This window comes from Paenibacillus larvae subsp. larvae (assembly GCF_002003265.1).
GTDB classification, from domain to species: Bacteria; Bacillota; Bacilli; order Paenibacillales; family NBRC-103111; genus Paenibacillus_H; species Paenibacillus_H larvae.
This window is the reverse complement of sequence record NZ_CP019687.1, coordinates 1,809,728-1,833,180: the sequence shown is the minus strand read 5'-3', so window position 1 is coordinate 1,833,180 and position 23,453 is coordinate 1,809,728. Positions and strand designations below refer to the sequence as shown.

Annotated in this window: 16 protein-coding genes and 5 pseudogenes; 18 read left to right on the top strand and 3 right to left on the bottom strand. The window is 43.9% G+C overall.

Annotated elements, in window-relative coordinates; translation table 11 throughout:
* Positions 1-220 precede the first annotated feature (220 nt).
* From alaS to BXP28_RS25560, 12 genes and pseudogenes are all read left to right on the top strand, one after another.
* Positions 221-2,844 (top strand): annotated as a pseudogene (alaS, locus tag BXP28_RS09500) (alanine--tRNA ligase).
* Positions 2,845-2,941: 97 nt separating this feature from the next.
* The gene (locus BXP28_RS09495) at positions 2,942-3,205 is read left to right on the top strand and encodes an IreB family regulatory phosphoprotein (protein ID WP_036656400.1); all 264 of its coding nucleotides are present in this window, start codon (positions 2,942-2,944) and stop codon (positions 3,203-3,205) included.
* Positions 3,206-3,225: 20 nt separating this feature from the next.
* The gene (ruvX, locus tag BXP28_RS09490) at positions 3,226-3,636 is read left to right on the top strand and encodes a Holliday junction resolvase RuvX (protein WP_023482798.1); all 411 of its coding nucleotides are present in this window, start codon (positions 3,226-3,228) and stop codon (positions 3,634-3,636) included.
* An 11-nt stretch (positions 3,637-3,647) separates the two neighbouring features.
* Positions 3,648-3,956: a DUF1292 domain-containing protein gene (locus BXP28_RS09485; RefSeq protein ID WP_023482799.1), complete on the top strand. Its 309-nt coding sequence runs from the start codon at positions 3,648-3,650 to the stop codon at positions 3,954-3,956.
* Positions 3,953-4,249, top strand: coding sequence for a DUF1292 domain-containing protein (locus BXP28_RS09480; protein ID WP_036656402.1), 297 nt, complete (start codon positions 3,953-3,955; stop codon positions 4,247-4,249). The genes BXP28_RS09485 and BXP28_RS09480 overlap by 4 nt, the downstream gene beginning before the upstream one ends.
* A gap of 67 nt (positions 4,250-4,316) precedes the next feature.
* Complete coding sequence (gene mltG / locus BXP28_RS09475; RefSeq protein ID WP_226989747.1) at positions 4,317-5,384, top strand: endolytic transglycosylase MltG; 1,068 nt, start codon at positions 4,317-4,319, stop codon at positions 5,382-5,384.
* Positions 5,385-5,414: 30 nt separating this feature from the next.
* On the top strand, positions 5,415-6,347 hold the full coding sequence (locus tag BXP28_RS09470) for a peptidase U32 family protein (protein ID WP_023482801.1): 933 nt from the start codon (positions 5,415-5,417) through the stop codon (positions 6,345-6,347).
* A 55-nt stretch (positions 6,348-6,402) separates the two neighbouring features.
* Positions 6,403-7,704 carry a peptidase U32 family protein gene (locus tag BXP28_RS09465; protein ID WP_036656404.1) on the top strand — a complete coding sequence of 434 codons (1,302 nt, stop codon included), beginning with the start codon at positions 6,403-6,405 and terminating at the stop codon, positions 7,702-7,704.
* A 213-nt stretch (positions 7,705-7,917) separates the two neighbouring features.
* Positions 7,918-10,065, top strand: a complete 2,148-nt coding sequence (locus BXP28_RS09460; protein WP_077585026.1) for a methyl-accepting chemotaxis protein — start codon at positions 7,918-7,920, stop codon at positions 10,063-10,065.
* A gap of 137 nt (positions 10,066-10,202) precedes the next feature.
* The gene (locus BXP28_RS09455; RefSeq protein ID WP_077585025.1) at positions 10,203-12,071 is read left to right on the top strand and encodes a peptidoglycan D,D-transpeptidase FtsI family protein; all 1,869 of its coding nucleotides are present in this window, start codon (positions 10,203-10,205) and stop codon (positions 12,069-12,071) included.
* A gap of 89 nt (positions 12,072-12,160) precedes the next feature.
* Positions 12,161-12,967 carry a lipoate--protein ligase family protein gene (locus tag BXP28_RS09450; RefSeq protein ID WP_023482805.1) on the top strand — a complete coding sequence of 269 codons (807 nt, stop codon included), beginning with the start codon at positions 12,161-12,163 and terminating at the stop codon, positions 12,965-12,967.
* A gap of 334 nt (positions 12,968-13,301) precedes the next feature.
* A pseudogene (locus BXP28_RS25560) lies at positions 13,302-13,379 on the top strand (DsbA family oxidoreductase); the annotation flags it as partial.
* A 6-nt stretch (positions 13,380-13,385) separates the two neighbouring features.
* On the opposite strand, the gene BXP28_RS09445 reads toward BXP28_RS25560, so the two are convergent.
* Positions 13,386-14,431, bottom strand: a protein-coding gene (locus BXP28_RS09445; RefSeq protein WP_096761125.1) for an IS630 family transposase whose coding sequence is annotated in 2 segments (ribosomal slippage) — positions 13,386-13,925 and positions 13,928-14,431 — 1,044 coding nt in all. Because the reading frame shifts where the segments join, the coding sequence is not laid out codon by codon here.
* A gap of 39 nt (positions 14,432-14,470) precedes the next feature.
* On the opposite strand from BXP28_RS09445, the pseudogene BXP28_RS09440 reads away from it, so the two are divergent.
* The 4 genes and pseudogenes from BXP28_RS09440 (at position 14,471) to BXP28_RS09425 (ending at position 18,716) form a co-directional block, all read left to right on the top strand.
* Positions 14,471-15,102: pseudogene (locus BXP28_RS09440) on the top strand (DsbA family oxidoreductase).
* A gap of 52 nt (positions 15,103-15,154) precedes the next feature.
* Positions 15,155-15,283: pseudogene (locus BXP28_RS09435) on the top strand (nitroreductase family protein); the annotation flags it as partial.
* Between the two features lie 3 nt (positions 15,284-15,286).
* Positions 15,287-15,427: pseudogene (locus BXP28_RS23255) on the top strand (nuclear transport factor 2 family protein); the annotation flags it as partial.
* 271 nt (positions 15,428-15,698) lie between these two features.
* Positions 15,699-18,716 carry a putative mucin/carbohydrate-binding domain-containing protein gene (locus BXP28_RS09425; RefSeq protein ID WP_158673681.1) on the top strand — a complete coding sequence of 1,006 codons (3,018 nt, stop codon included), beginning with the start codon at positions 15,699-15,701 and terminating at the stop codon, positions 18,714-18,716.
* Positions 18,717-18,758: 42 nt separating this feature from the next.
* On the opposite strand, the gene BXP28_RS09420 is transcribed toward BXP28_RS09425, so the two are convergent.
* Entirely contained in the window at positions 18,759-19,982 is a 1,224-nt protein-coding gene (locus BXP28_RS09420; RefSeq protein WP_023483236.1) for an IS256 family transposase, read from the bottom strand.
* A 155-nt stretch (positions 19,983-20,137) separates the two neighbouring features.
* On the opposite strand from BXP28_RS09420, the gene BXP28_RS09415 reads away from it, so the two are divergent.
* Positions 20,138-20,752: a putative mucin/carbohydrate-binding domain-containing protein gene (locus tag BXP28_RS09415; protein WP_077585024.1), complete on the top strand. Its 615-nt coding sequence runs from the start codon at positions 20,138-20,140 to the stop codon at positions 20,750-20,752.
* Between the two features lie 645 nt (positions 20,753-21,397).
* Here BXP28_RS09415 and BXP28_RS09410 read toward each other — a convergent pair.
* Positions 21,398-22,126 carry an alpha/beta hydrolase gene (locus BXP28_RS09410; RefSeq protein WP_024093479.1) on the bottom strand — a complete coding sequence of 243 codons (729 nt, stop codon included), beginning with the start codon at positions 22,124-22,126 and terminating at the stop codon, positions 21,398-21,400.
* Positions 22,127-22,359: 233 nt separating this feature from the next.
* Here BXP28_RS09410 and pdhA point away from each other — a divergent pair, with 233 nt between their 5' ends.
* Positions 22,360-23,424, top strand: a complete 1,065-nt coding sequence (gene pdhA / locus BXP28_RS09405) for a pyruvate dehydrogenase (acetyl-transferring) E1 component subunit alpha (protein ID WP_036656413.1) — start codon at positions 22,360-22,362, stop codon at positions 23,422-23,424.
* Positions 23,425-23,453 lie beyond the last annotated feature (29 nt).

Here is a 23,453-nt window from a genome sequence, read left to right as displayed (position 1 = left end):
AAAGAACCTTTATCTGAACGGTTGCCGAAATGCTGCTTTCGGAGTGCGGTAACCCCGCCGGAAGGACCCGTTATCGTCCACACAAGGAGATTGTCTGCCGTTTTTTTGGGGCATGAAAGACAATAACCAGGGTGGTACCGCGAATTCATTTCGTCCCTGCTGTGTTAGGGGCGTTTTTTTGTTTGCTGGAATCAATATGGAAAAGGTTGGAGGGAATTTTATGAAAGCTAGTGAAATACGTTCCAAATGGTTAAATTTCTTTGCAAGCAAGGGACATAAAGTTGAGCCCAGTGCTTCTCTTGTACCTCATAACGATGCTTCCCTGCTTTGGATCAATGCGGGTATGGCCCCGTTAAAGCCGTATTTTGACGGAAGGATTATTCCGGAAAACCCCAGAATCGTCAATGCCCAAAAATGCATCCGAACGAACGATATTGAAAACGTGGGAAAAACACGGAGACACCATACGTTCTTTGAGATGCTTGGAAATTTCTCCATAGGGGATTACTTTAAAGAGCAAGCCATTACCTGGGCATGGGAATTCCTGACGGACCCGAAATGGATCGGGTTTGAACCGGAGCGGATTTCCGTAACGGTTTATAAAGAAGACCAAGAAGCCTTTGATTTATGGCATAACAAGATTGGCCTCCCTGAAGAACGCATTTATAAGCTTGGTGATGATAACTTCTGGGGTATCGGGAAGGTCCTTGCGGTCCGTGTACGGAGATTTTTTATGACCGCGGTGAGGCATACGGGGATCTGAGTGATCCGGAGTGCTGGCCGGGTGGAGAGAATGAACGGTTCCTGGAAGTATGGAACCTGGTTTTCTCACAGTTTAATCACAACAAAGACGGCAGCTATACTCCGCTTCCCAGCAAGAATATTGATACAGGTGCAGGACTGGAACGGTTTGCTGCCATCCTGCAAAATGTAGACTCGAACTTTGATACGGATTTGTTTCAGCCTATGATTCAAAAGACTTGTGGATTGGCTAAAGTGTCTTACAAAGAGAAAGAAGAAACAGATATTGCGCTCAAGGTGATCGCGGACCATATCCGTACTGTTGCTTTCTCGGTGGGGGACGGAGTTCTTCCTTCCAACGAAGGCAGGGGGTATGTAATTCGCAGACTTCTCCGCCGTGCTGTCCGTTACGGAAAAGTATTGGGAATGGATAAACCGTTCATGTATCAGCTTGTGCCTGCCCTATGTGATGTAATGGGCATGTATTACACCGAGATTGTAGAGAAGCAAGAGTTCATTGAGAAAATCATCCGGACAGAAGAAGAACGTTTCCACGAAACGCTTTCGGACGGTCTTGAGATTCTTAGCCATCTGGTTGCAGAAGCCCGCAAAAAAGGCATGACTCAAATCGGGGGACAGGATGCCTTTAAACTGTACGATACTTACGGCTTTCCGATTGACCTTACGGAAGACTTTGCCGCGGAACAGGGAATGACGGTGGACAAGGAAGGCTTTGAGGCTTCTATGCAGGAACAAAGAGAACGGGCAAGGGCAGCCAGACAGGATACGGACAGCATGAATGTACAGGGCGGCCCGCTGGCTGATTTTACGGATAAAAGCGAATTTGTTGGATATAATGATTTGGTAGTTCCTGCTAAAATAATTGCTCTCATGCATAACAACACAATGGTCGATATAGTAAATGAGGGTGAGATTTGCCAGGTCGTTTTAGACCGGACTCCGTTTTATGCGGAAAGCGGCGGACAAGTCAGTGATAAAGGAACGATTCGATACGGGGAAACCCTGCTTCGGGTGGAAGAAGTGGGCAAGGCCCCCCATGGTCAGCATGTTCATACCGTTCTGGTGGAAAAAGGGACTGCCCGGGTGGGGGCAGAAACAGAAGCTTCTGTAGACCCTTCCCTCCGCGGCGACATTGTAAAAAATCATACGGCCACTCATCTGCTGCACAAAGCATTAAATGAAGTACTAGGCGAACACGTGAATCAGGCTGGATCTCTGGTTGCTCAGCAGCGGTTGCGTTTTGACTTTTCCCATTTTGGTTCCATCACGGAGGAAGAACTGCAGGAAGTGGAACGGAAGGTCAATGAGCAGATTTGGCAAAATATTCCGGTTATTATCAAACTCATGCCGATTGATGAAGCTAAAGCAATGGGAGCCATGGCTTTATTCGGCGAGAAATACGGGAAAGTAGTCCGTGTTGTTCGTGTGGGCGATTACAGCTTGGAACTTTGCGGAGGCTGTCACGTTGCTAATACGGCCGAGATAGGCCAGTTCAAGATCGTCAGTGAGTCCGGCATCGGTTCCGGAGTAAGACGGATTGAAGCTGTCGCTGGAAAACATGCCTATACGTATATGGAAGATCAGATCCGGCTTTTGAAGGAAACGGCTGTTTTGCTGAAGTCTAAAGTAGCGGACGTGCCTAAACGGGTGGATAGTATACTCAGTCAAATGAAAGAATTGAACCGGGAAATTGAATCTCTCCGTTCCAAACTAAGCCATATTGAAGCCGGATCTTTAACAGATCAGATTAAGGAAGTTGGGGGAATCAAGCTGCTGGCTGCCGAAGTAAATGCGGCGGATATGGATTCCCTGAGGCAATTGGCGGACGAGATGAAGGCGCAGATTGGTTCGGGTGTTATTGTTTTGGGGGCTGCTTCGGGTCAAAAAGTAAACCTGGTAGCAGCTGTTACACAGGATTTGACGAAGAAAGGACTTCACGCCGGCCAGATTGTTAAAGCGGCGGCTTCTATCTGCGGTGGCGGAGGAGGCGGGCGCCCCGATATGGCTCAAGCGGGAGGAAAAGACCCGTCCAAGTTGAAAGAAGCATTACTGTATGTGGAAACATACATCCAGCAAGGCTAAAAAAGCAAACAAAATCTTATTTTTCTCTTATATAACAGGAATTTTTATGCATCTAAAGAATATATGACAATAGACTGTTCATTGGGGGGTGCTGGTGATGGATTTTATGGACAAAACAGTGAAGTTCAAAGTCAAAGCTGATGAAATTGAAACATCACCCAGAGAAGTGATTCTCGCGGTATACGATGCTTTGCAGGAAAAAGGATATAATCCGATCAACCAGATTGTCGGATATTTATTATCTGGAGACCCTGCATACATTCCGCGGCATAACAATGCTCGAAGCCTCATCCGCAAGAGAGAACGTGACGAACTGATTGAAGAACTTGTCCGTCATTATCTCAAGGAGAATAAACAATAACCACCGGCAAGGAGTACGGAATGAGAAAAATGGGACTAGACTATGGGGACCGGACCATTGGGGTGGCGGTTAGCGACTTGCTCGGACTTACCGCCCAAGGCGTGGAAGTAATCCGCCGTAAAAAGCAGGAGGAAGACCTTGCGAGGATAGGTGAACTGATCCGAGAATATGAAGTCAGTGAACTGGTGGTCGGATTGCCGAAAAACATGAACGGTACCATTGGCCCCCGCGGCGAACTCTGTCAGGAATTTGCCGGCCTGTTAAAACGGCAATTTGGGCTTCCGGTTCATCTTTGGGATGAACGGCTCACGACCGTATCAGCTACGCGTACTTTACTTGAGGCAGATGTCAGCCGTAAAAAGCGTAAGCAGGTTGTCGATAAAATGGCAGCGGCTCTCATATTGCAAGGCTATATGGATTCTAAAGGATGAGGTGAAGAGATATGACCCAGGAACACGATCAAAACGAGTTGGAAGAAGAACGCGAAATTATCTATATTCCGGATGAAGAGGGCAACGAAGAAGAATTTGAAGTCATCATGAAATTTCAGCCGGATGATTCAGATAAGAAATATATTATGGTAGCGCCGGTAGAGGAAGATGAAGAGGATGCCGGTATGGTTTATACTTTCCGTTACGAGGAAGATGAAAACGGAGAAGATTACAAGCTTTATCCGATTGAAGAGGACAGCGACGAATGGGATATGATTGAGGAAGTCTTCAATACCTTTATGGAGGAGGACGAAGCGTGAAGGTCACCCCCAGCTCCGTGTTGCGGAATACGTTTGGACATGATATCATGTTATTTGATGGACAGGGACAATCCACTGAGTACCGTCTGATCACGGAGTTCAATGTGAATGAGCAGCCTTACGCAGTTCTTCAGTCGGAAGAACTGCGTAAAGAGAAGGATTTTGCGGTTTTTCGGGTAACTTTGGATGAGCAGGGTGAACCCATGCTTGAGCACATTGAAGATGACGATGAGTGGGAGACAGTTTCTGAGATTTTTGACGAAATGTCGTTTCCTGAACATGACGAATGGTAAAAGAATGAACGAGCGGACTTGTTCCGCTCTTTTTATTGTTCGCGTGTGGAATAAAGGAGGAACGCTGGTGAGTGTGAACCAAACGTATCGACCAAGGAGCAAAGCGAAGAAAATATGGCTCAGCTTTTTAGCGCTTGTCATGATTGTAGTTGCGGGTTCCGTTTTTTATGTAATAAATGCCCTAAAACCTCTGGAGCCATCGGATGAAACCAAACGTATTGAAATTCAACTGGGAGACGGTATTAAAACTTTGGGAAATAAACTGGAACAGGCCGGGCTTATCAAAGACGGTACTTTATTTTACTATTATTCCAAGCTGAAGGGGCTCGGAGGAAATATAAAGGCAGGGGAGTATGAGTTAAAACCGGGGCTTACCTATGAAGCCATTTTGGACAAGTTTACCAAAGGGGACGTTATGAAAAACAGCCGGTTCACTGTGCCCGAAGGGTATACGATCGACCAGATTGCGGAAAAGCTGAAAGAAACGGGAGTTATTAGCGAAGAAGAGTTCCTCGGCAAGGTGGAAAAAGCAGGGGTTGAGCCGCTTACATCCGCTATTCCCGCAGATATTCCGCTAAAACACCGTCTGGAAGGTTATTTGTTCCCGACGACGTATGAGCTGAAGAAAGATATCACGGCAGACAGCCTGATTGATTCCATGCTTTCCACAATGGATAAAAAATTAAAAGAGATTCCCGGATTTAATCAGGAAACACTGGCTAAACTGGGTGTAAACCAGCATCAGCTGCTCACTGTTGCTTCTTTAATTGAGAGGGAAGTGGTAGTGGATGCGGAACGCCCATTGGTTGCCGGAGTCATTTATAACCGTTTGAGCAAAGGAATGCCCCTGCAAATTGATGCAACAATTCAGTATGCACTGGGCAAACAAAAAGAACGCCTGATGGAATCCGACTTAAATATTGATAGTCCTTATAATACGTATACCCATAAAGGACTTCCTCCGGGACCCATTGCAAGCCCCAGTGAGGCATCCATAAAGGCTGCGCTGAACCCGGAAGCAAGCCAATATTTTTATTATGTAACGAAAAAAGACGGATCAGGTGCACATCTATTTGCTGAAACATACGAACAGCATAAGAAAAATATTGAGGAAAGCAAGAAAAACGTAAAATAATAAAGTCATCATTTCGAAGAAGGTGAAGACATGAGCAAAAAACCGGAGCTGCTGGTTACCGCCGGTTCTTTCGAAGAGTTGAAAAGATATATAGAAGCCGGTGCAGATGCCGTGGCCGTCGGGGAAGAAACATACGGCCTGCGCCTTCCCGGAAATATGGTTGTGAAAGATTTGGAACAGGCTGTGCCCTGGGCTCATGAACACGGAGCCAAAATATATGGGGTAGTTAATCATTTGTTTGATAATGAACGGGCCAATATGCTGGATGCCTATCTGATCCGTCTTCATGAATTGAAGGTAGATGGCGTTGTCTTTGGGGACCCTGCTGTCATTATGGCGATTCAGGAGAATAATCTGAATTTGCCACTGCACTGGAATACGGAAATGACCACTACTAATTATGAAACAGCCAATTATTGGGGAAAACAGGGAGCAGTCAGAGCTGTATTAGCCAGAGAGTTGAATCTGGAGGAAGTCCTTGAATTTAAAAAGCACGCTAAAGTAGAGGTTCAGGTTCAAGTACATGGGATGACGAATATTTATCATTCCAAACGGGATTTGCTGCATGTGTATGCTTCCCATCAGGGAAAGAATGCGTCTCATTTGGATACGTCTAAGGAGCGGGGGCTTTTCCTGATTGAACATGAACGCAGGGAAGAGAAATTGCCGGTGTATGAGGACAGCAACGGTACCCATGTAATGAGTTCGGATGATATCTGTATGCTGGAGGACTTGCATGAGCTTCTGGCAGGGGAAATAGACAGCCTCAAGATTGAGTGTCTGCTGAAAAGCCCCGAATATAACGAAACGGTTATCCGGAGCTATCGGGCGGCTATTGACTCTTATGCCCAGGATCCTGAAAGTTATGTATTCAAGGAGGAGTGGCTGGAACAGATTCAACAACTGCAAGATCCGGATCGTGAACTAACTTTCGGCTTTTTCTATAAAGAGCAAGTGTATTGATATCGATAGTTTGCATATATCCAAAATCGAAGAAACAGCAAAGGGGTGACACAGGATGTCAACGCTAGTGGAAGCCCGTGCCCGGGCTAAAAGGGTCAGACTGGAAAAGCCGGAGCTTCTTGCTCCGGGCGGAAGTCTGGAAAAATTGAAATTTGCCGTTCATTACGGAGCAGATGCTGTATATATTGGAGGACAAAAGTACGGCCTTCGTTCCAATGCGGATAATTTTACGTTCGAGGAAATGAAGGAAGGCGTTGAATTTGCCCGCAAATACGGGGCGAAGGTAATGGTCACTACCAACATCTATGCCCATAATGAGGATATTGAGGGGCTGGAAGATTATCTTCGCCGTTTGGAGGACGTCGGCATTCATGCCATTATTGTTGCGGATCCGCTTATCATGCAGACTGCACGGCGTGTAGCTCCTAAGCTTGAACTGCATGTCAGCACACAACAATCCATAACGAATTGGCGGACGGCTAAATATTGGAAAAACCAAGGAGCTGACCGCGTTGTATTGGCCCGTGAAGTCAGCATGAACGATATTAATGAGATCAAGCAAAAGGTTGACGTGGAAGTGGAAGCCTTCATCCATGGAGCGATGTGCAGTTCCTACTCAGGCCGGTGTGTGCTGTCCAATCATTTTACTGACCGGGATTCTAACCGTGGGGGCTGTTGCCAATCCTGCCGCTGGAAATATGATTTGTATGCAAAAGAACAGTTGAACGGAGCTCGTCTTGCATCCGATATTCCTTTATTCGATGAGGAAGATGATCCTTTTATGATGAGCGCTAAAGACCTTTGTATGATCGAACATATTCCGGACATGATTGAGTCGGGTGTGGACAGTTTCAAAATCGAGGGAAGGATGAAGAGTCTTCACTATGTAGCTACTGTGGTAGGAGCTTACCGCAAAGCAATTGACGCTTATTTTGATAATTCTGAGACTTACAGCCTCAACCAGGCCCGGCAGGACGAGATTTACAAAGCGGCGAACCGGCCTTTAAATACGGGTTTTTTCTACGACCGGCCAGGTCACGAAGACCATATATTTGGACCTGAGGACAAAGCTGTCCTGTTCGATTTTGCCGGAGTAGTCATGGATTATGATCCGGATACTCAAATTGCAACTATCCAACAGCGGAATCACTTTAAACCCGGACAGGAAGTAGAGTTTTACGGGCCGGGCGGAACCAGTTTCAAGCAAACGGTCGGGACTATCCATGACGAGGAGGGGGAACTGTTATCTGCCGCAAGGCACCCTCTTCAGATGATCAAAATGAAAGTGGATTTCCCTGTACAAAAATGGGACATGATGCGTAAGCGAACCGGAGCTCCGGCTTCCTTGTTCCGTTAAAGAAAAAGCTTTCCGGCTTAAGGGCCGGGAAGCTTTTTTTGAAGATTGCAGGTCTTAAAGAGGGGGCGGGAAAAGGTGTATAGGAAAATGCTGCAAAATAAGCTGTCATTTTTTACAAAGGAAAAGGCTTGATTTCAGGCGAATGACTTACCGATAATAGAATACAGGCCCTTTGGCCTAAGTATATTTACATAACTGATGGTGGTGAATGTATTGAATAAAAAGATCTCGGATCTGGCCGACAGTTTAAAGCAGTACATAAAAAGGGGGAGCTTGGGCTTCGGCCGAAAACATGAGGACAACAGGGGGACCGGACAAAAAAAGAAAATTCGCTTTGTCAGCCCGGCCCGCTCCGTCAGCATGAAATTGTTTCTGGTCTTTTTTATCAGTATTTTGTTTTTTGTTTTAGCCGTGGGGACATTGTCTTATATCATCTCCCAGGGTGTCATCCAGGATAAAGTAAGCAATGCATCCGAACAGACCATTGTACAAGCTTCCGAGAAGCTGGATGTTGTGTTTAATACATACGATGAACTTTCCTTGCAATTATTCATGGACAAAGAAATCCAGAAAGGACTTACTGCTGCCCAAAAGGCAGAAAACAGCAGCTATGAGATGCTGGAAATATCGAGGGATCTGAATGAGAGATTGAATCTGGTTCTTTTCTCCAATAAATCATTAAGAGGCATCGCTTTATTTGATAAGGACGGCAGACCCATTACTTCCACCGGCATCAGTGTAGGCACTGCGGAGAAGCAGACATACAGCGAAGAGCCTTGGTATAAACAGGCTGTAGAGAATAACGGGCAGGCAACCTGGGCAATAACCCGGCCTAAAGGTTACTTTAGCAACTCCCCTGCTTTTGCCCTCAGCCGTTCCTTAAGAGATACCAGTACAAATAATGTCATCGGGCTCATCATGCTTGAGATTGGTGTAGATGTACTGGACCGTCAACTGGAAGGACTGAATCTTGGGGATAATGGTATTGTTCAACTGACAGATATGGAAGGAAATATCGCCTATTCTGCAGATAAAGAAATGATCGGCAAGAAGACGGATTTCAAGATTCCGGAGAAGGACACTAACAAATCTTCGGCATCTTTCCTTACTGACAATAACGAGGAACAGGTTATGTTCAGCCGTCTTCACGTATCCAAATGGCTCATGTTTGGGGCACTGCCCGTATCTGCACTTGTCAAAGATGCCGGTATTATTCTTAACGTGACAATTATCATGGCTGTAATTGGGGCAGCCTTAGCTGGTTTAATCGGCTGGATAGTTGCCAGAATGTTAGGCAAGCCTTTACAAAATGTAAGAAGGCTGATGCGGGATGGGGCCGGAGGGAACCTTACGGTTCGGGCCAATTATAAGTCCAGGGATGAAATCGGCCAGCTTGGACAAAGCTTTGACGAAATGATGAGCCAGATTACGGAGCTTGTCCAGCAAACCAGCCGTTCTGCCCAGGAGGTTCTGAGCACCTCGGGTGAGTTAGCTCATGCATCCAAAGTAACAGCTGCTTCAGCAAAGGAAATCGGTGTTGCAACAGGAGAAATTTCCAATGGCGCCGGCGGATTGGCTGCAGAATCGGAACGGGGTAACGAGCTTTCCCATAATATCGGAAAACAGATGCAGCAAGTCATTGAGGCCAATCTTGAAATGGGGACGGCCGCCGCAGGTGTACGCAGCGCCAGTGAGCAAGGGACCCGGCATATGAAGAACCTCCGTACAAAGACAAATGCAGCAGAAGAAACCGTACGAAATATGTTAAATAAAGTGGTTATGCTTAATGACAATACAAGATCGATCCGCAAAATTTTGGATATGCTTCATAACATTACAAAGCAGACTAATATTTTGTCCTTGAACGCAACAATCGAGGCAGCCAGAGCCGGAGCAGCCGGTAAAGGCTTTATGGTTGTAGCCGATGAAATCAGGGGGCTGGCTGAACAATCCAAACAATCCATTGATGTGGTTGCTGGTATTACCCGTTCGATCGAAAATGAAATTGATGAAACGGTTTCCACATTAACGGCTGCTTATCCTGTTTTCCAGGAGCAGGCGGAATCTGTGAAGAAAGCGGATGCGATATTCCAGCAGGTTCAGCAGCAGATGGTGGCATTCATTGAGCAGTTGGATACTGTCAGCTCGTCTATTCACGAGCTGGATGAATCCCAGGCTGTACTCTCCGATGCTATGACCAATGTCAGTGCTGTGGCAGAGGAATCACTAGCTACTTCGGAGGAAGTGGCTTCCCTAAGTACAGAGCAGCTAAATATCAGTGAGGGATTGGTTGATTTATCTGATAAACTGGAGCAGCTCTCCAATTCCCTGAAGGATTCGTTAAGCAAATTTAAAGTATAATAGTTCTAAGTAAGCTTTAGTATGTCCGGCTTGTCTTCAAATAGAAGAGAAGCCGGCTTTTTCTGTATACATGGGAAAAGAAGGAAGGGGGTATACTAAACAAACAGTTCGAGCTATTGGCTGAAAGAGGGAGACTCTTGAATAGACATCAATCATCTTGGCAATCTGAACAGCATAGCAAGAGAAGGTGCAAAAAGAATCCGGTTTTGATGTACCGTTCCTTTCTAGTCTTGATGGGGTTATGTTTCTTGTTCGCAGTCCTGGTTATGCGCCTTGGTTGGATACAGCTTCTGGCTGCCCGTAATCTCACTTCATCCGGTATAGATTTGATAGAGCAATCAGTTTGGCAGCGGCAGCGCGGTCTGGTTCTGGATACGGGAAGGGGAGAAATTACGGATAGGGCCGGCCGGACGTTTACAGGCAGACCCGTCATGGCACTACTTGTTTTCCCGCTGCGCATTGACGAATCAAAATGGGAAGAGCCTACCCAAAAGCTGCTCAAATTGTTGAAAATCCGTCAGGAAGATTGGAAACGGTTTATTAAAGAGTTGAAAGAACCGTCTTTCTGGACACGACATATATCAGATGGGTCGGCAAATAACGGATTTTTTCCGGTAGAACTGACTAAGGAACAAGCCGAGGCTGTTCGGGAATCGGGACTTCCTCATATTAAGGCTATTCCGTATACACGCAGGTACCCGGCTTTAAGTTTAGCGAGACAGGTTATTGGATTTATCGGCCAGAACCCCCAAAAGCTGTCTGCTCTGTATCCGGATCAGGCCAGGGAGGGAAAGTTGGATTTAAAAGCCCGAATCGGAGGCTCAGGAATTGAAAAGGCATTTGAACCTTGGCTTCGGGGGATAGGCCAAACCTCCCTTTCTTATTTTATCGATGGAAAAGAACGTCCTCTGCAAGGACTGAATATGAGAGTAATTGCTCCGGAAACTTCCTACTATCCTTTGCAGGTAAGAACAACATTGGATCAGCCTGTTCAGGAAATTATTGAGAAAGAAATGGACCGCTTGCATATTAAAATGGGTTCTGTAGTAGTTTTGGATGCTTCAAATGCGGATATTTTTGCTATGGCAAGCCGGCCTAACTTTAATCAGGAACATGTTCAGCCTGATCAGGACGGCTGGAAAAATCATGCGGTCAAAGCGATTGCCCCGGGTTCCGTCTTCAAGACAGTTATGGCAGCGGCATCCCTGGAGAAAGAGGTTGTATCCCCAGACGAAACCTTTTTCTGCAGAGGAGATTACGGAAAATACGGCTTCACTTGTTGGAATCATGCCGGACATGGCGAACTAACCCTTAAGGAAGGATTTGCTTCTTCCTGTAATCTAGTGTTTGCCGAACTATCCAAACGCCTTAGTGCAGATGAGATTGACCGGACAGCACAACGGATGGGGCTTCTCAAGAAGGTAGGATGGAGCGGAAAAACGGGGATCGCAGACAGGGAAGTGTCTCAGGTGGATGGAGAGGAAGCTGGCCAATTATTTGCGGAAGGAACTCAAAAAGAAGAAGAGGGAGTTCTTATGCAAACTTCTATCGGACAAAGGGATGTTAAAATCTCTCCTCTTCAGGCAGCCAACATGATTGTAACCCTTTTGCACCATGGGGAAGTTAGATCTCCGCGCCTGGTCCAGGATATCCGGTTTCGTGACGGCACTCTCCGGGAAGTATTTAAACCTCGCGTTCTAAAAGCCCGAAGAGACGGAATATCTTTCAGAACCAGCAAATTCCTGTTGGAAAGCATGCGTGAAGTTGTACTTAAAGGAACGGGAAAAGCTCTTAGGGATGCCAAATGGCAGCTTGCCGGCAAATCAGGAACAGCGCAAGTCAGACAGGCAGGAAAGGAAACTGTTAATCAATGGTTTGTCGGTTTCGGCCCTTACCATCATGCCAGATATGCTGTGGCTGTTGTGGTGGAGGGAGAGTCGCCGGATGCTCCGAATAAAGCAATCCCCCTGTTTAAAAAAACAATGAATATTCTGGCGGATACTTAGAAGCGATAAGAAGATGCGTTGCGGCTCTGAATTGAATCCCGTACAATAGTTTTAGGTTACTAGAGAGAAAGGATAAGAGGGGATCATTCATGGCCAAAACCATCACATTGCCGGACGAATGGATCTGGCTTGAACATACTTATGCACATCATACACCTGTTCTTACTCCGTTTGCCCTTGAAGAACTGATGATGAAGGAAGTAGGCCTGACGGGAAAAGCCATGATTCATATATGGCGTCATCCGCGGGCTTTTGTCATGGGGCTCAGGGACAGCAAACTTCCATTTGCCAAAGAAGCTAAGCAGGAACTGGAAGGGAAGGGTTTTCAGACAGCTGTGCGAAACTCTGGCGGGGCTGCTGTACCACTCGACCTTGGAGTGGTGAATATTACGATAATGCTCCCCAAACCTCAGGGAGCTATTGATTTTCATGACGACTTCGAGCGGATGTTCCTTTTGATCCGAGATGCGTTGGCCGCTCATTCCTCTGAGGTGGCCAAAGGGGAGGTCACAGGCTCCTTTTGCCCAGGAGACTACGACCTTAGTATCGGCGGCCGCAAGTTTTGCGGCATAGCCCAGCGCAGGCAATCGAAGGCTCTGGCGGTACAGGCTTTCAACATTGTAGAAGGTACGGGAGGAGATAAAGCTGCCTTGGCAAGAGCATTCTATGACAAGGCAGCGGCAGGAGCGGATACTGGAGCATATCCGCTGGTAGCCCTTGACCAGATGGCCAGCCTATCTGATTGTCTCGGGCCGATCGAATCAGCCGTATTTACTCGTTGTATCCGGCAGCGCCTGGAAGCAGGACATGTGACAGACGCTTCTGCTTCCGATTTCGTAAAGCCGGAAGAGGTAGCCGACATGGTGTCAGCCTTGACACAGCGTTATGGAATTTAACCTGGTCAAGATTGACTGGTAAGGTTATGCGGATTACTAGGTTTAGGAGCTTCGCTTGAGTTGTAAAAGGTATGACTTTATACGGCTTGAACGGGGCTTTTTGTCTATAATCCTTCCAAAAAACTGCAATACAGATTAGGCAGGTTAAAACTGAAAAAAGGGTTTTAGTTGTAACTATAATGGTTACATATGAGGCCATATATAATATGTGTACGGAGTGCTATTCTCTATATTGAGGATACCCATTTTTTTTATCTTTTGTTGTAACTTGTTTGATTATAACTAAGGGCGAATGATACAAAGGAAAGGAGAATGACATATTTAGACTGTAAAAATTAAAGCTTATTCCGATTTTATATGTCCGTTTTGTTTTTTGGGAAAAGGCCCGCTATATAAGTTGAACGAAAGAAAATAGCAATCAAAGTCGCACGCACAGCCGGTCAATAATGGCATGAGGATGCTTCATGATTTCATCCATAAATTGCCCGACACGCAGACGGATTTCGGAAACGGCCGAATAGAATACGTTATTGATCACACTGGACTTGAGCCATTTCCAGAGTCCTTCTACGATATTTAACTGAGGGCTGTATGGAGGCAAGTACACAAGCTCAAGCCGATTTTTTTGCGCTTCCAGAAACGGCCGAAGCAGCTTTGCATGATGAATCCGGGCATTGTCCAAAACCAGAGCCAGTTTCCCTGTTGGATAAGTCGCCATGACCTTTTGAAGAAAGGAAAGAAACGTTTCAGCGGTGTACTGTTCATCTTCTTGCCAAACGATGTGTCCCGTTTCATAGTCAACCGTGGCCAGCAGTTTGACCCCACGATGCTTGCCCGTGGTTGGAATGATGCGTTGCTTCCCGCGAAGGAACCAGGTCTTCTGAATCGCCTGGTAGTCCCGGATCATCGACTCATCCTCGAACAGCAAGTGATCAATCTCCTCGTTCAGTAGCTTTTTTTCAGTTCAGGAAAGGTCGTTTCGGTGAAATGGCGTTGTTTCTTGGGATCTGCTGCTGCGAGCGTGTAGGTCGGTTTCGTATAGCTGAGCCCTAGCCGCTCCATGACCTTGGAAATGCCTCGGAGCGAATAGCAATGGCCCCAGTCGCGTTCCACGTACGTGGCAATCAGTTCAAGCGTCCAGTTGTGCTTTGCCGTAAAGCCGACCTCATGGGGAACCGAATAGGCGACGGTTTGTTTCAAGCGATCCTGCTGCTGCTTCGTCAACCGAGTAGGAGCACCTGAGGAATGCTTGATTTGCAAGGCTCCCAGTCCACCGTTCTCGTACGTATGAATGTAACTGCTCACCGTCATTCGGTTTCGATTCAAAATGTCAGCGATCGCCTTCATGGATGTGCCTTTCAAATGCAAATAGATCGCTTGGTAGCGTTCATACATTCGGCGCTCTTTGGTTTGTTGCATGGCTGCCGTTACTTTTGCCAGTTCGGTATGTTTATCCATTGTCATCCCCACTTGTCTATTCTTGATCTGTTTCTTATTCGACAAATGGTTCCTTTTTCCTTGCCAAGGTTTGCTAAGAATATTGATTCAACTTATATAGATGAGATCGTCAAGGAAAAAGATGTAGAAGTAGAATGGATGCCATTTGAATTGCGGCCTGTTTCATACCCAAAAATTGACCCATGGCAGGAACCTGACAAGCTAAGTTCGTGGGAGGCTTTTATTCTTCCAACTGCCGAAAAATTTGGAGTTGAAATGCGCTTGCCTCGTGTATCCCCCCATCCGTATACACATCTGGCTTTTGAAGGTTATCAGTTTGCAAGGGAACATGGGAAAGGAAATGAGTTTCATCACAGAGTATTTACCGCATTTTTCCAAGAGGAACAAAATATTGAGGACATCGAAGTACTGACAGCATTGGCTGGTGAAGTGGGACTTTCCAAAGACGCATTTAAGGAAGCACTGGAATCGAGAAAGTACCGGGAAATGCACCAGGAGGCTCTAAAGGATGCCTGCGAAGCACAGATTACGGCTGTTCCAACGTTTATTATCGGGGAAGAAGTGATTCAAGGCTGGCCAGCAAAGAACGACTAGCTAAAGCTATTGACCGGGAACTGGAGGAAAAGGAAACAATCGAATTGGCAGGAATGCAATGCAGTATTGACGGATATTGCTAATGCAGGTTTTTACAACAATTAATTTAATTAAAAACCAATTGGAGGAATAAAAATGTCACTAACTACAACGAATCTGAAAGATGCTATCATCAACCGCCGTTCAATCCGTAAAGTAAAAAAGAATCCAGCCATTACTAAAGAGAAAATCAATGAAATAGCAAAAACAGCTCTGCATGCACCATAAGGTATTTATTCAGGAACGTATAAAAAAACAGGAAAAGCATTTCAGGCTGATTTTGTGCATGTTTGGAAACTCGATAGCGGAAAAATTGTAAAGTTTAAACAGTATGTGGATAGCCATATTGTGCAAAAGGTTATGGAATAACCCCCCTAATAAGGGGTTTATTTTTTATTTAGACCGATTCATCTGGTCAAGGTTTTTCCTTCCTTTTAGCAAATTCATTAATGAACTGCCCACCACCTATGCTAACGCTTAAAGGTGGTTTTTTCATCCATGGGTGAAATATAATATACTTTTTTGATTATTTTTAAAGGTATACTTTGTAATTGAAAGGAGGGCGATGATACGCACCATTAAAAGCGGTTACATAATTTATACGAATCTCAAAACAAAAATGAAAACAGGAGAAGAAAACATGAATAAAACAACATTAACAAAACCAGAGATCAGTTTTATGGCCATTTCCGATACGCATGCCCCCAATGATATTAAGATTAAAAACGCCCTTAATGACGCCATCCAAAATAATGTGGATGTAATATTCCTAACCGGAGACCTGGTGGAGATCGCCTATGAGTCCAATTATGAATCTTTTATAAAGGCAATGAATTCAGTTCCTCATCCGAAAACGTATTATGCCTTAGGAAATCACGATGTACGATGGCTTTCTGGTGATTTTGACGAAGCAAAAGAAAAATTCCTCAAATATACAGGCATGCCTGGTGTCTATTATGACAAATGGATTAACGGATATCATTTTATCGTTTTGGGTACAGAAAAAGCTCTTAAAGATCAAGCGGACTTTTCAGACAAACAGCTGGCTTGGCTGGAAGCCAAATTAGCGGAAGACACTGATCCAAACAAACCGATCTTTGTGTTCAACCACACGCCGTTATTCAATACGGTTCCCGATTCTTACTGGGAAGGTTACCAACCGGGAGGAGATGACGGGATCATTCAGGATGAACAGGTCAAGAACATCTTGGCTAATTACCCTCAAACGGTTTTTATTAGTGGACATACGCATTTCTCCATCAAAGAGAAAGATAATTTGTTTCATGCACCGTTTGGTCATATGATTAATGACGGCGCTGTCGTGATAAATGAGGGCCTTATTTTCAATGTGTACAAAGGCAAAATTGAAATTAAAGGAAGAAACCTTGATGCTCATATGGACATTGCAAACTGGGACATTTTTTTTAATCAATCCGTTCAATTTTTAGGTTTAGGTGATAGTCAATTTGCTGAATTAAGGACAAATTTAAATCAGCAGCAAGCAGTGTTTCACGTGACTAATAAAAATCCGCATGCGTATTATGCTAATGAAAAATATGCTGAGATTCAAGTGTTAGATGAAAATAAAAAAGTTATTTTTAACAAAGAAATTCAAGGAACGAATGTTTCCATCGGTCAAGATACTATTCCTTTAAAAGAAGGATACACCATTAAAATATATCATGCGGAAACGAGAACTCGTTTAAAAAGTCTTGATTCCAATTTGATCAACCAAAATAATAACGAGAATACATTTTTAGTAACAAAAAATGGATTGATAAATACATCAGTCAAGCAATCAGTTCAATTTTTAGGTTTAGGTGATAGTCAATTTGCTGACTTAAGGACAAATTTAAATCAGCAGCAAGCAGTGTTTCGTGTGACTAATAAAAATCCGCATACGTATTATGCTAATGAAAAATATGCTGAGATTCAAGTGTTAGATGAAAATAAAAAAGTTATTTTTAACAAAGAAATTCAAGGAACGAATGTTTCCATCGGTCAAGATACTATTCCTTTAAAAGAAGGATACACCATTAAAATATATCATGCAGAAACAAGAACTCGTTTAAAAAGTCCTGATTTTAATTTGATTAATTCGAAAAGTAATGACAATATGTTTATAATGACCAAAAATGGATTAATAAATACACTAACTCCAGTGCAGAAAAAAAGTATACATCATTTAGTGGCTCCTACCTGGATATTTAATGCTGGAATCAGTAAAGGGAAATATCATGACAGACAAGACTTAGGGGTGATTCTTCAACCACAAGCCACCATCCGGATTCGGCAAGTGAATCCCCATTTTAAAGACAAACTAACGGTGCGCTTATTAAATGATGATAGACTTACAGAAAAAAAGGAAGGGGTCACTTCCGAGTGGTCCACTATTCAAGCAGATGCTATTTCTGTGCCATTTATTGATACGCCTTATGGGGACCAAAATGCTGAAGTGGAATATACCATTGAAGGAAAACAAATTCCATTACCTATTTATCAACCATGTGGCAATAAAATGGAATTTTTCCAACAATGGGATAAAGAACAAGCTGGCTTTGCCCTAGTACAAGGTCCAAGTTTTCAATTGCTAGTGCCCGCAAAAGATAAAGAAGCTCTCCGAAATTTAAAAGAGTTTAAATCTATTGATGAATTAATTCAATATTATGAAGAAATTTTTCAATTATTTAATGATATGATCGGTTTAGAGGACACGGATACCGGAACAAATAAGATGAGTCAAAATAGGTATTTTTTAAAGGCGGATGCTCATGGAGCCGGCGGGGCTTATTACTCGCATGATTATACAGCGAATAGCTATGCTACCGTTGATATGTGGCTCAAAAAAAATAATTGGGGACCCCTTCATGAAATAGCCCATGGTTATCAAGCAGCGTTTGACAATAAAGGGATGTATACTGGAGAAGTTTCAAATAATCTTTTTGGAGTTCAACATCAGTATAGTAAAAATGGAAAAGATGCGGATAAAATAGGCTGGCTATTTGATTATGGGAAAAAAGAAAGTGTGGAAAAGAATTTATATCAAGCCATTATAAAAGAAGGGAAAGGCTATACAGAGGTAGATGATCTTCGTTTCCAACTTATTCTATTAACAATGTTAAAACAAAAAGCTGGGAATGAAGCCTTTACCCACTTATATCGAGAATATCGTAAATTAGCGAATCAGGAAGGCTTTGATGCTAATAAATATCCACTTCCAGATTTAATGAATCGCTATTATGGGGAAACAAGTGGCTATGATTTTACGCCTGTTCTGCAAAAATGGAAACTTTATACAGATAGAATACAGGCAGAAATTAATCGTTCAAAAGGCTACAAAGCCACAGCTTCCCTTGCGGATATCGTCTCAGAATCCCAATTATCGAATGCAAGGAAACTTGTAGATAAAGACATTTTAATTAATTCTAACTTTGAAATGGTAGATAATCAGCAAATTGCTCCTTTAGGATTAAAAGGATCGGTAAAGATTCAATTAAATATTGATGATATCAACCAATTGAAGGGACAAGATTTATTATTAAAAGAAGGAAGTAAAGTTGTAAAAAGGATAGCAATTACTGGAAAAGAGCTAACGGTTCAAGATGTTCCAAATGGCGTGTACACTATTGAGATTCCAACTGGAAGAGAAGCAAGATGATCAAGTCCAAATTTGTGTGTAAATTCCCTCAGCTAGACTGTGCTACATAATGCGAGTCACTTTGGCATCGGACTTTGGCCGATCCTTCCGCCATTCCATGTACTCGGTCATGTCGAGATATTTCTTGCCGGCTGCCCATTTTTCATCCTGTTCCATCAATAGAGCACCAATAAGACGAATCACGGATTCACGGTTTGGGAAGATGCGAATGACACGTTCCCGGCGTCTAACCTCTTCGTTGAGACGCTCAACGCTATTTGTCGTGCGCAGCCGTTTTCGGTAACGCTCTGGCAGCATTAAGACGGCGGTAGCATCGTCAAATCCGCTTTCCAGCACGCCCATCGCCTTACCCGCCTTATCTTCATAAGCCGCTAAGGTCTGTTTTAATAAAAACCTTGCCGTTCCAGTATCAGGAGCATCTAGAATCGACCGTAGACGGCCATGGATCTCATCCTTCAAGGCTTTGGGTGAGGCTTCTAATACATTTCGCGTGAAGTGAGTCTGGCATCGCTGCCATGTTACCCCTTGCAGCTGCTGCCGTACCGCGCGTACAAGGCCGCCATGATCGTCGGAGGTAATGAGATCCACACCTCGTAATCCACGTCCTTTTAGAGAGCTGAAAAACTCACTCCAGCTTGCTTCAGATTCTGTGTCACCCAGCATCAGGCCAAGGACTTCACGATAGCCCTCGGTGTTTACACCAATGGCAATCATGATGCCTCGTGAGCGTACACGACCGTCTTCACGGACCTTGAGATACATCGCATCTACGAGAACAAACGGAAAGAGGCTGTCTGCCAGGCTTCGATTATTCCAAGCAGTTACGATGGGATCCAGCCGCTTACAAAGGTCTGAAACAGTGGATTTAGAAAACTCGGTTCCGCAGAGTTCTTCGGTTACTTGCGAGACTTTACGCGTAGAGACGCCGTTTACGACCATTTCCATCATCGCTAAGATTAACGCTTGTTCACTTCTCTGGTAACGACTAAAGAGCTCTGTCGTGAACTTCCCGCCACGGATGCGCGGAACACTTAGTGTAATGGTTCCCACCCGCGTATGCAGCCCATGTGGATACGATCCATTCCGGTACGCTTTTCGATTCTCTGTTCGTTCATAACGATCTGCTTCCACTTGTTCACTCACCTGTGCTTGTAAGACTTGGTTCAGTACAGACTCGAGCAGCTTGGCTACACCCGCATCCTGAGAATTTCCCAAAAATAGTTGATGTAAAAGCTGCGAATCTACGTTAATCTGGTATTGAGCCATTTCATAACACCTCGTATATTTAGAATTTTGTGTCCCAACATTATTCTAACTGAGGGCTATGAATATGGCTCCTTTCATTTTTTGGAACCTAGCTTTTTACACAATTATACGGACTCAACTAAGCAAGATATAGTGTAGATAAGCATTATCTTTATATTAAAGAAAAAGAAAACCATCTAACTTTAAAAATTGAAAGAATTCAACATAGTGATTTAGTTAATTCATCGTTTCAATTTTTAGGTTTAGGTGATGATCCATTCGCTGAATTAAGGACAAATCTAAATCAGCAGCAAGCTGTGTTTCATATAACCTCTAAAAATCCTCATACTTATTATGCGAATAAAAAATATGCGGGGATTCAAGTGTTCGATGAAAATAAAAAAGTCATTTTTGATAAAGAAATTGAAGGAACAAATGTTCCTACTGGTCAAGAGGATATTCCTTTAAAAGAAGCATATACGATCAAAATATTTCATGCAGAAACGGGAAACCGTTTAAAAAGTGATGATTCTAACTTGATTAACACGAAAAGCAATGAGAATACATTTGTAGTAACCAAATATGGGTTAGAAAATACATCATTAAAAAACAATGCCGAAGATGATTTGTTGAAAAAAATTGATCAAGCAGCAGAAAGAATTTTAGCAAATAAAGAAATTCTAGAGTCCGCTGTATCTGAAATGAAAGATCAGCTTTGGGTTGCCATCCAATCATTATCTAACAACAATAGAGAGATCTACTTGGAAAAATATCAATCGATTTTTAAGTAAACCGGCAATGAACTAATAATTTGGTAGCAAAAATGCGGCGAGGATTATGTTTTTTATTATCCTAGGGCGTGTTTTCAAACCTAAAGTAGCCAGATCATAATGGAAGCCAGCTTTAAAAAGACCGTAAAGGTACAGGTGAACTGTGATCCGTTTTATGGATAGTTAGAAAAGGACCTTTATTGCTAGGCAGTCAAGAGATGACTTCTGAATTCGTCAGGAGTCACCTCATTTTATGTCCATTGAAAGCGCTCTGAGTTGTAGTAAGTGATATGAATCCGGATAGTTTTTTTGGAACCGATCGACAAATTGCTCCCTTTGAATGTTCTGGCAATCTTGTCTGGAGACCTAGTCTTTGATAAGGAAGAGGTCTTCGTGATCTATTCCAGTGACAATTGCATTTGCAGGCTATGACGGTGCTGGTAAAAGCACGATGGTCAAAAAATAAAACAGTGGTTGATGGACCAAGGGTACAATTAGATAAGCTGACAGAAGTACTTGGCTTACCAGGAGGATACTATTATGAGTATCCTTGCAGAGTGTTTTTACAAAAATAGAGTGGCCAAACCCCGAATGGAATCTTTTTTATACCTCTTTTTTACTGTCTACTTAACGGGGCAATGACCAGTCAGCACGTTCTTTTTCGTATCACCCGAGAAAATGTCGAAGTGCGGCGGGAATTTCCTTCTGCCAAAACCCCCACAGATGCTTCCCTGGTTTTTCTTCATAGAATAACCGGGTTCCCTTTTGTTTCAAGAGTTCATGTGTCAGACGGTTTTCCTCAAGGAAATTAAAGGTACCATGGTCTGTCTCAACGGCAAGCTCATCCAGGCCTATAATCATATAGAGATTCAGCCATGACAGATCACCCGAAGCGGCCAGCTGTTGCCGGGTGATTTCATAAAATGCGCCGGAGAAGGATAGCACGTTGGAAAAAAGGTCAGGATAATCTAAGGCAAGGTGAAGCGAGACTGTTCCGCCGAGCGAATCCCCCGCAACAATCCGTTCATCTTTCGTCTGCCTGATCGAATATTTTTCTTCAATATACGGGAGCAGTTCGCTGGTGAAGAATTGCAAGTAGGCCTGGTGTTTATTTCCGTTGCGGGAGTATTCCGCCGTGCGGGTTGCAAGTTTGACATCCACACCGACAATAATGGCCGGCTCCAGACTATCATCAAAAATCGCCTGATTCATACTAGTAGCGATTCTTCCGAAGTTAAAAAATTGCTCGCCGTCCTGACAGTAAATCACCGGATACGATAACAGTTCATTGTAACCAGGGGGAAGGTATACACGTAATGATCTGGTTTCTTGTAGATATTCGGAGTGAAGTTCTTCCTTGAGTATGGTGCGTTTGTAGTATTTGGAATCTGTCATAAAGGGCCCTTCCTTTCAGGTGAAATATCAATTGTGTATTATAATAGAGAAAGCGTTTTACAGAGAACTGTATTATATCATTGGAATAACTGTAATACTATCTTTCTATATTATATATCATATTTATCAAGTAAAGAGATGTACATTTTTAAAAAACAGGTATATAATAATAACTATAATAGAAAATGATTTTTCTCACTGATATGAAATCCATATATGAGGTGAAACAAACAATGAGTAAGCCGTACGAAGTAAGCTCAGAGAATGTTCAGCCGTTGACGATTATCGCTCCGGACGGAACAGTAGTAAACGAAGAGAAAATGCCTAAGCTAAGTGACGACCAGCTCAAAGAATTAATGAGACGCATGGTCTTTACTCGCGTTTGGGATGAAAGAGCCATTAACCTGGGCCGTCAAGGCCGTCTTGGTTTTTATGCACCGGTGTCCGGACAAGAAGCCAGCATGATTGGTAGTGAGTTTGCACTGAATAAAGAAGACTTTATCTGTCCGGGTTACCGGGATATACCGCAAATTGTATGGCATGGTCTTCCTATGTACCAAGCTTTCCTCTACTCCCGTGGACATCAGCATGGCGGCCAAATTCCGGATGATGTGAACGTACTGATGCCGCAGATCATCATCGGCGCTCAAATCCTTCATGCAACAGGTGTTGCTATGGCGTTTAAGAAGAAAGGCGAAAAACGTGTAGCCATTACTTACACAGGTGATGGCGGAAGCTCCGAAGGCGACTTCTACGAAGGTCTGAACTTCGCGGGTGCGTTCAAATTGCCTGCGATCTATATGGTACAAAACAATGGTTATGCCATTACCACTCCATTCTCCAAACAAACCGCGGCCCAGTCTATTGCGCATAAAGCTCTGGCTACTGGTATCCGTGGTGTTCAAGTGGATGGTATGGACGTTCTGGCTGTATATGCGGCTGTTCACGAGGCGGCTGAAAAAGCGCGCAACGGTGAAGGTGCCACTCTTATTGAATCCCTGACTTATCGCTTTAAGCCGCATTCCATGGCTGACGATACTTCCAAATACCGTACGAAAGATGAAGAAGGCGAATGGGCACCGAAGGATCCGATTGTCCGTTTCCGCAACTTCATGACTGCTAAAGGCCTGTGGAGTGAAGAGGAAGAAGCCAAAGTTAAAGAAGAGGCGAAAGCAACGGTTGCCGAGCAAATCAAAAAAGCGGAGCAGACGGAAAAAATGACCGTTGCCGGTCTGATTGATTCCATGTTCGAAACTACGCCCAAACATCTCGAAGAGCAAAAAGCACAATTCTCCTAAGCTTGTTTGAGCTAGGGAACTATTCAAGA

Coding starts and splice junctions, on each gene's coding strand:
- BXP28_RS09425 (WP_158673681.1), top strand. CDS start 15,699: ATGAATAAAACAACATTAACAAAACCAGAGATCAGTTTTATGGCCATT.
- BXP28_RS09410 (WP_024093479.1), bottom strand. CDS start 22,126: ATGACAGATTCCAAATACTACAAACGCACCATACTCAAGGAAGAACTT.
- BXP28_RS09485 (WP_023482799.1), top strand. CDS start 3,648: ATGACCCAGGAACACGATCAAAACGAGTTGGAAGAAGAACGCGAAATT.
- BXP28_RS09495 (WP_036656400.1), top strand. CDS start 2,942: ATGGATTTTATGGACAAAACAGTGAAGTTCAAAGTCAAAGCTGATGAA.
- BXP28_RS09465 (WP_036656404.1), top strand. CDS start 6,403: ATGTCAACGCTAGTGGAAGCCCGTGCCCGGGCTAAAAGGGTCAGACTG.
- ruvX (WP_023482798.1), top strand. CDS start 3,226: ATGAGAAAAATGGGACTAGACTATGGGGACCGGACCATTGGGGTGGCG.
- BXP28_RS09420 (WP_023483236.1), bottom strand. CDS start 19,982: ATGGCTCAATACCAGATTAACGTAGATTCGCAGCTTTTACATCAACTA.
- BXP28_RS09450 (WP_023482805.1), top strand. CDS start 12,161: ATGGCCAAAACCATCACATTGCCGGACGAATGGATCTGGCTTGAACAT.
- BXP28_RS09470 (WP_023482801.1), top strand. CDS start 5,415: ATGAGCAAAAAACCGGAGCTGCTGGTTACCGCCGGTTCTTTCGAAGAG.
- pdhA (WP_036656413.1), top strand. CDS start 22,360: ATGAGTAAGCCGTACGAAGTAAGCTCAGAGAATGTTCAGCCGTTGACG.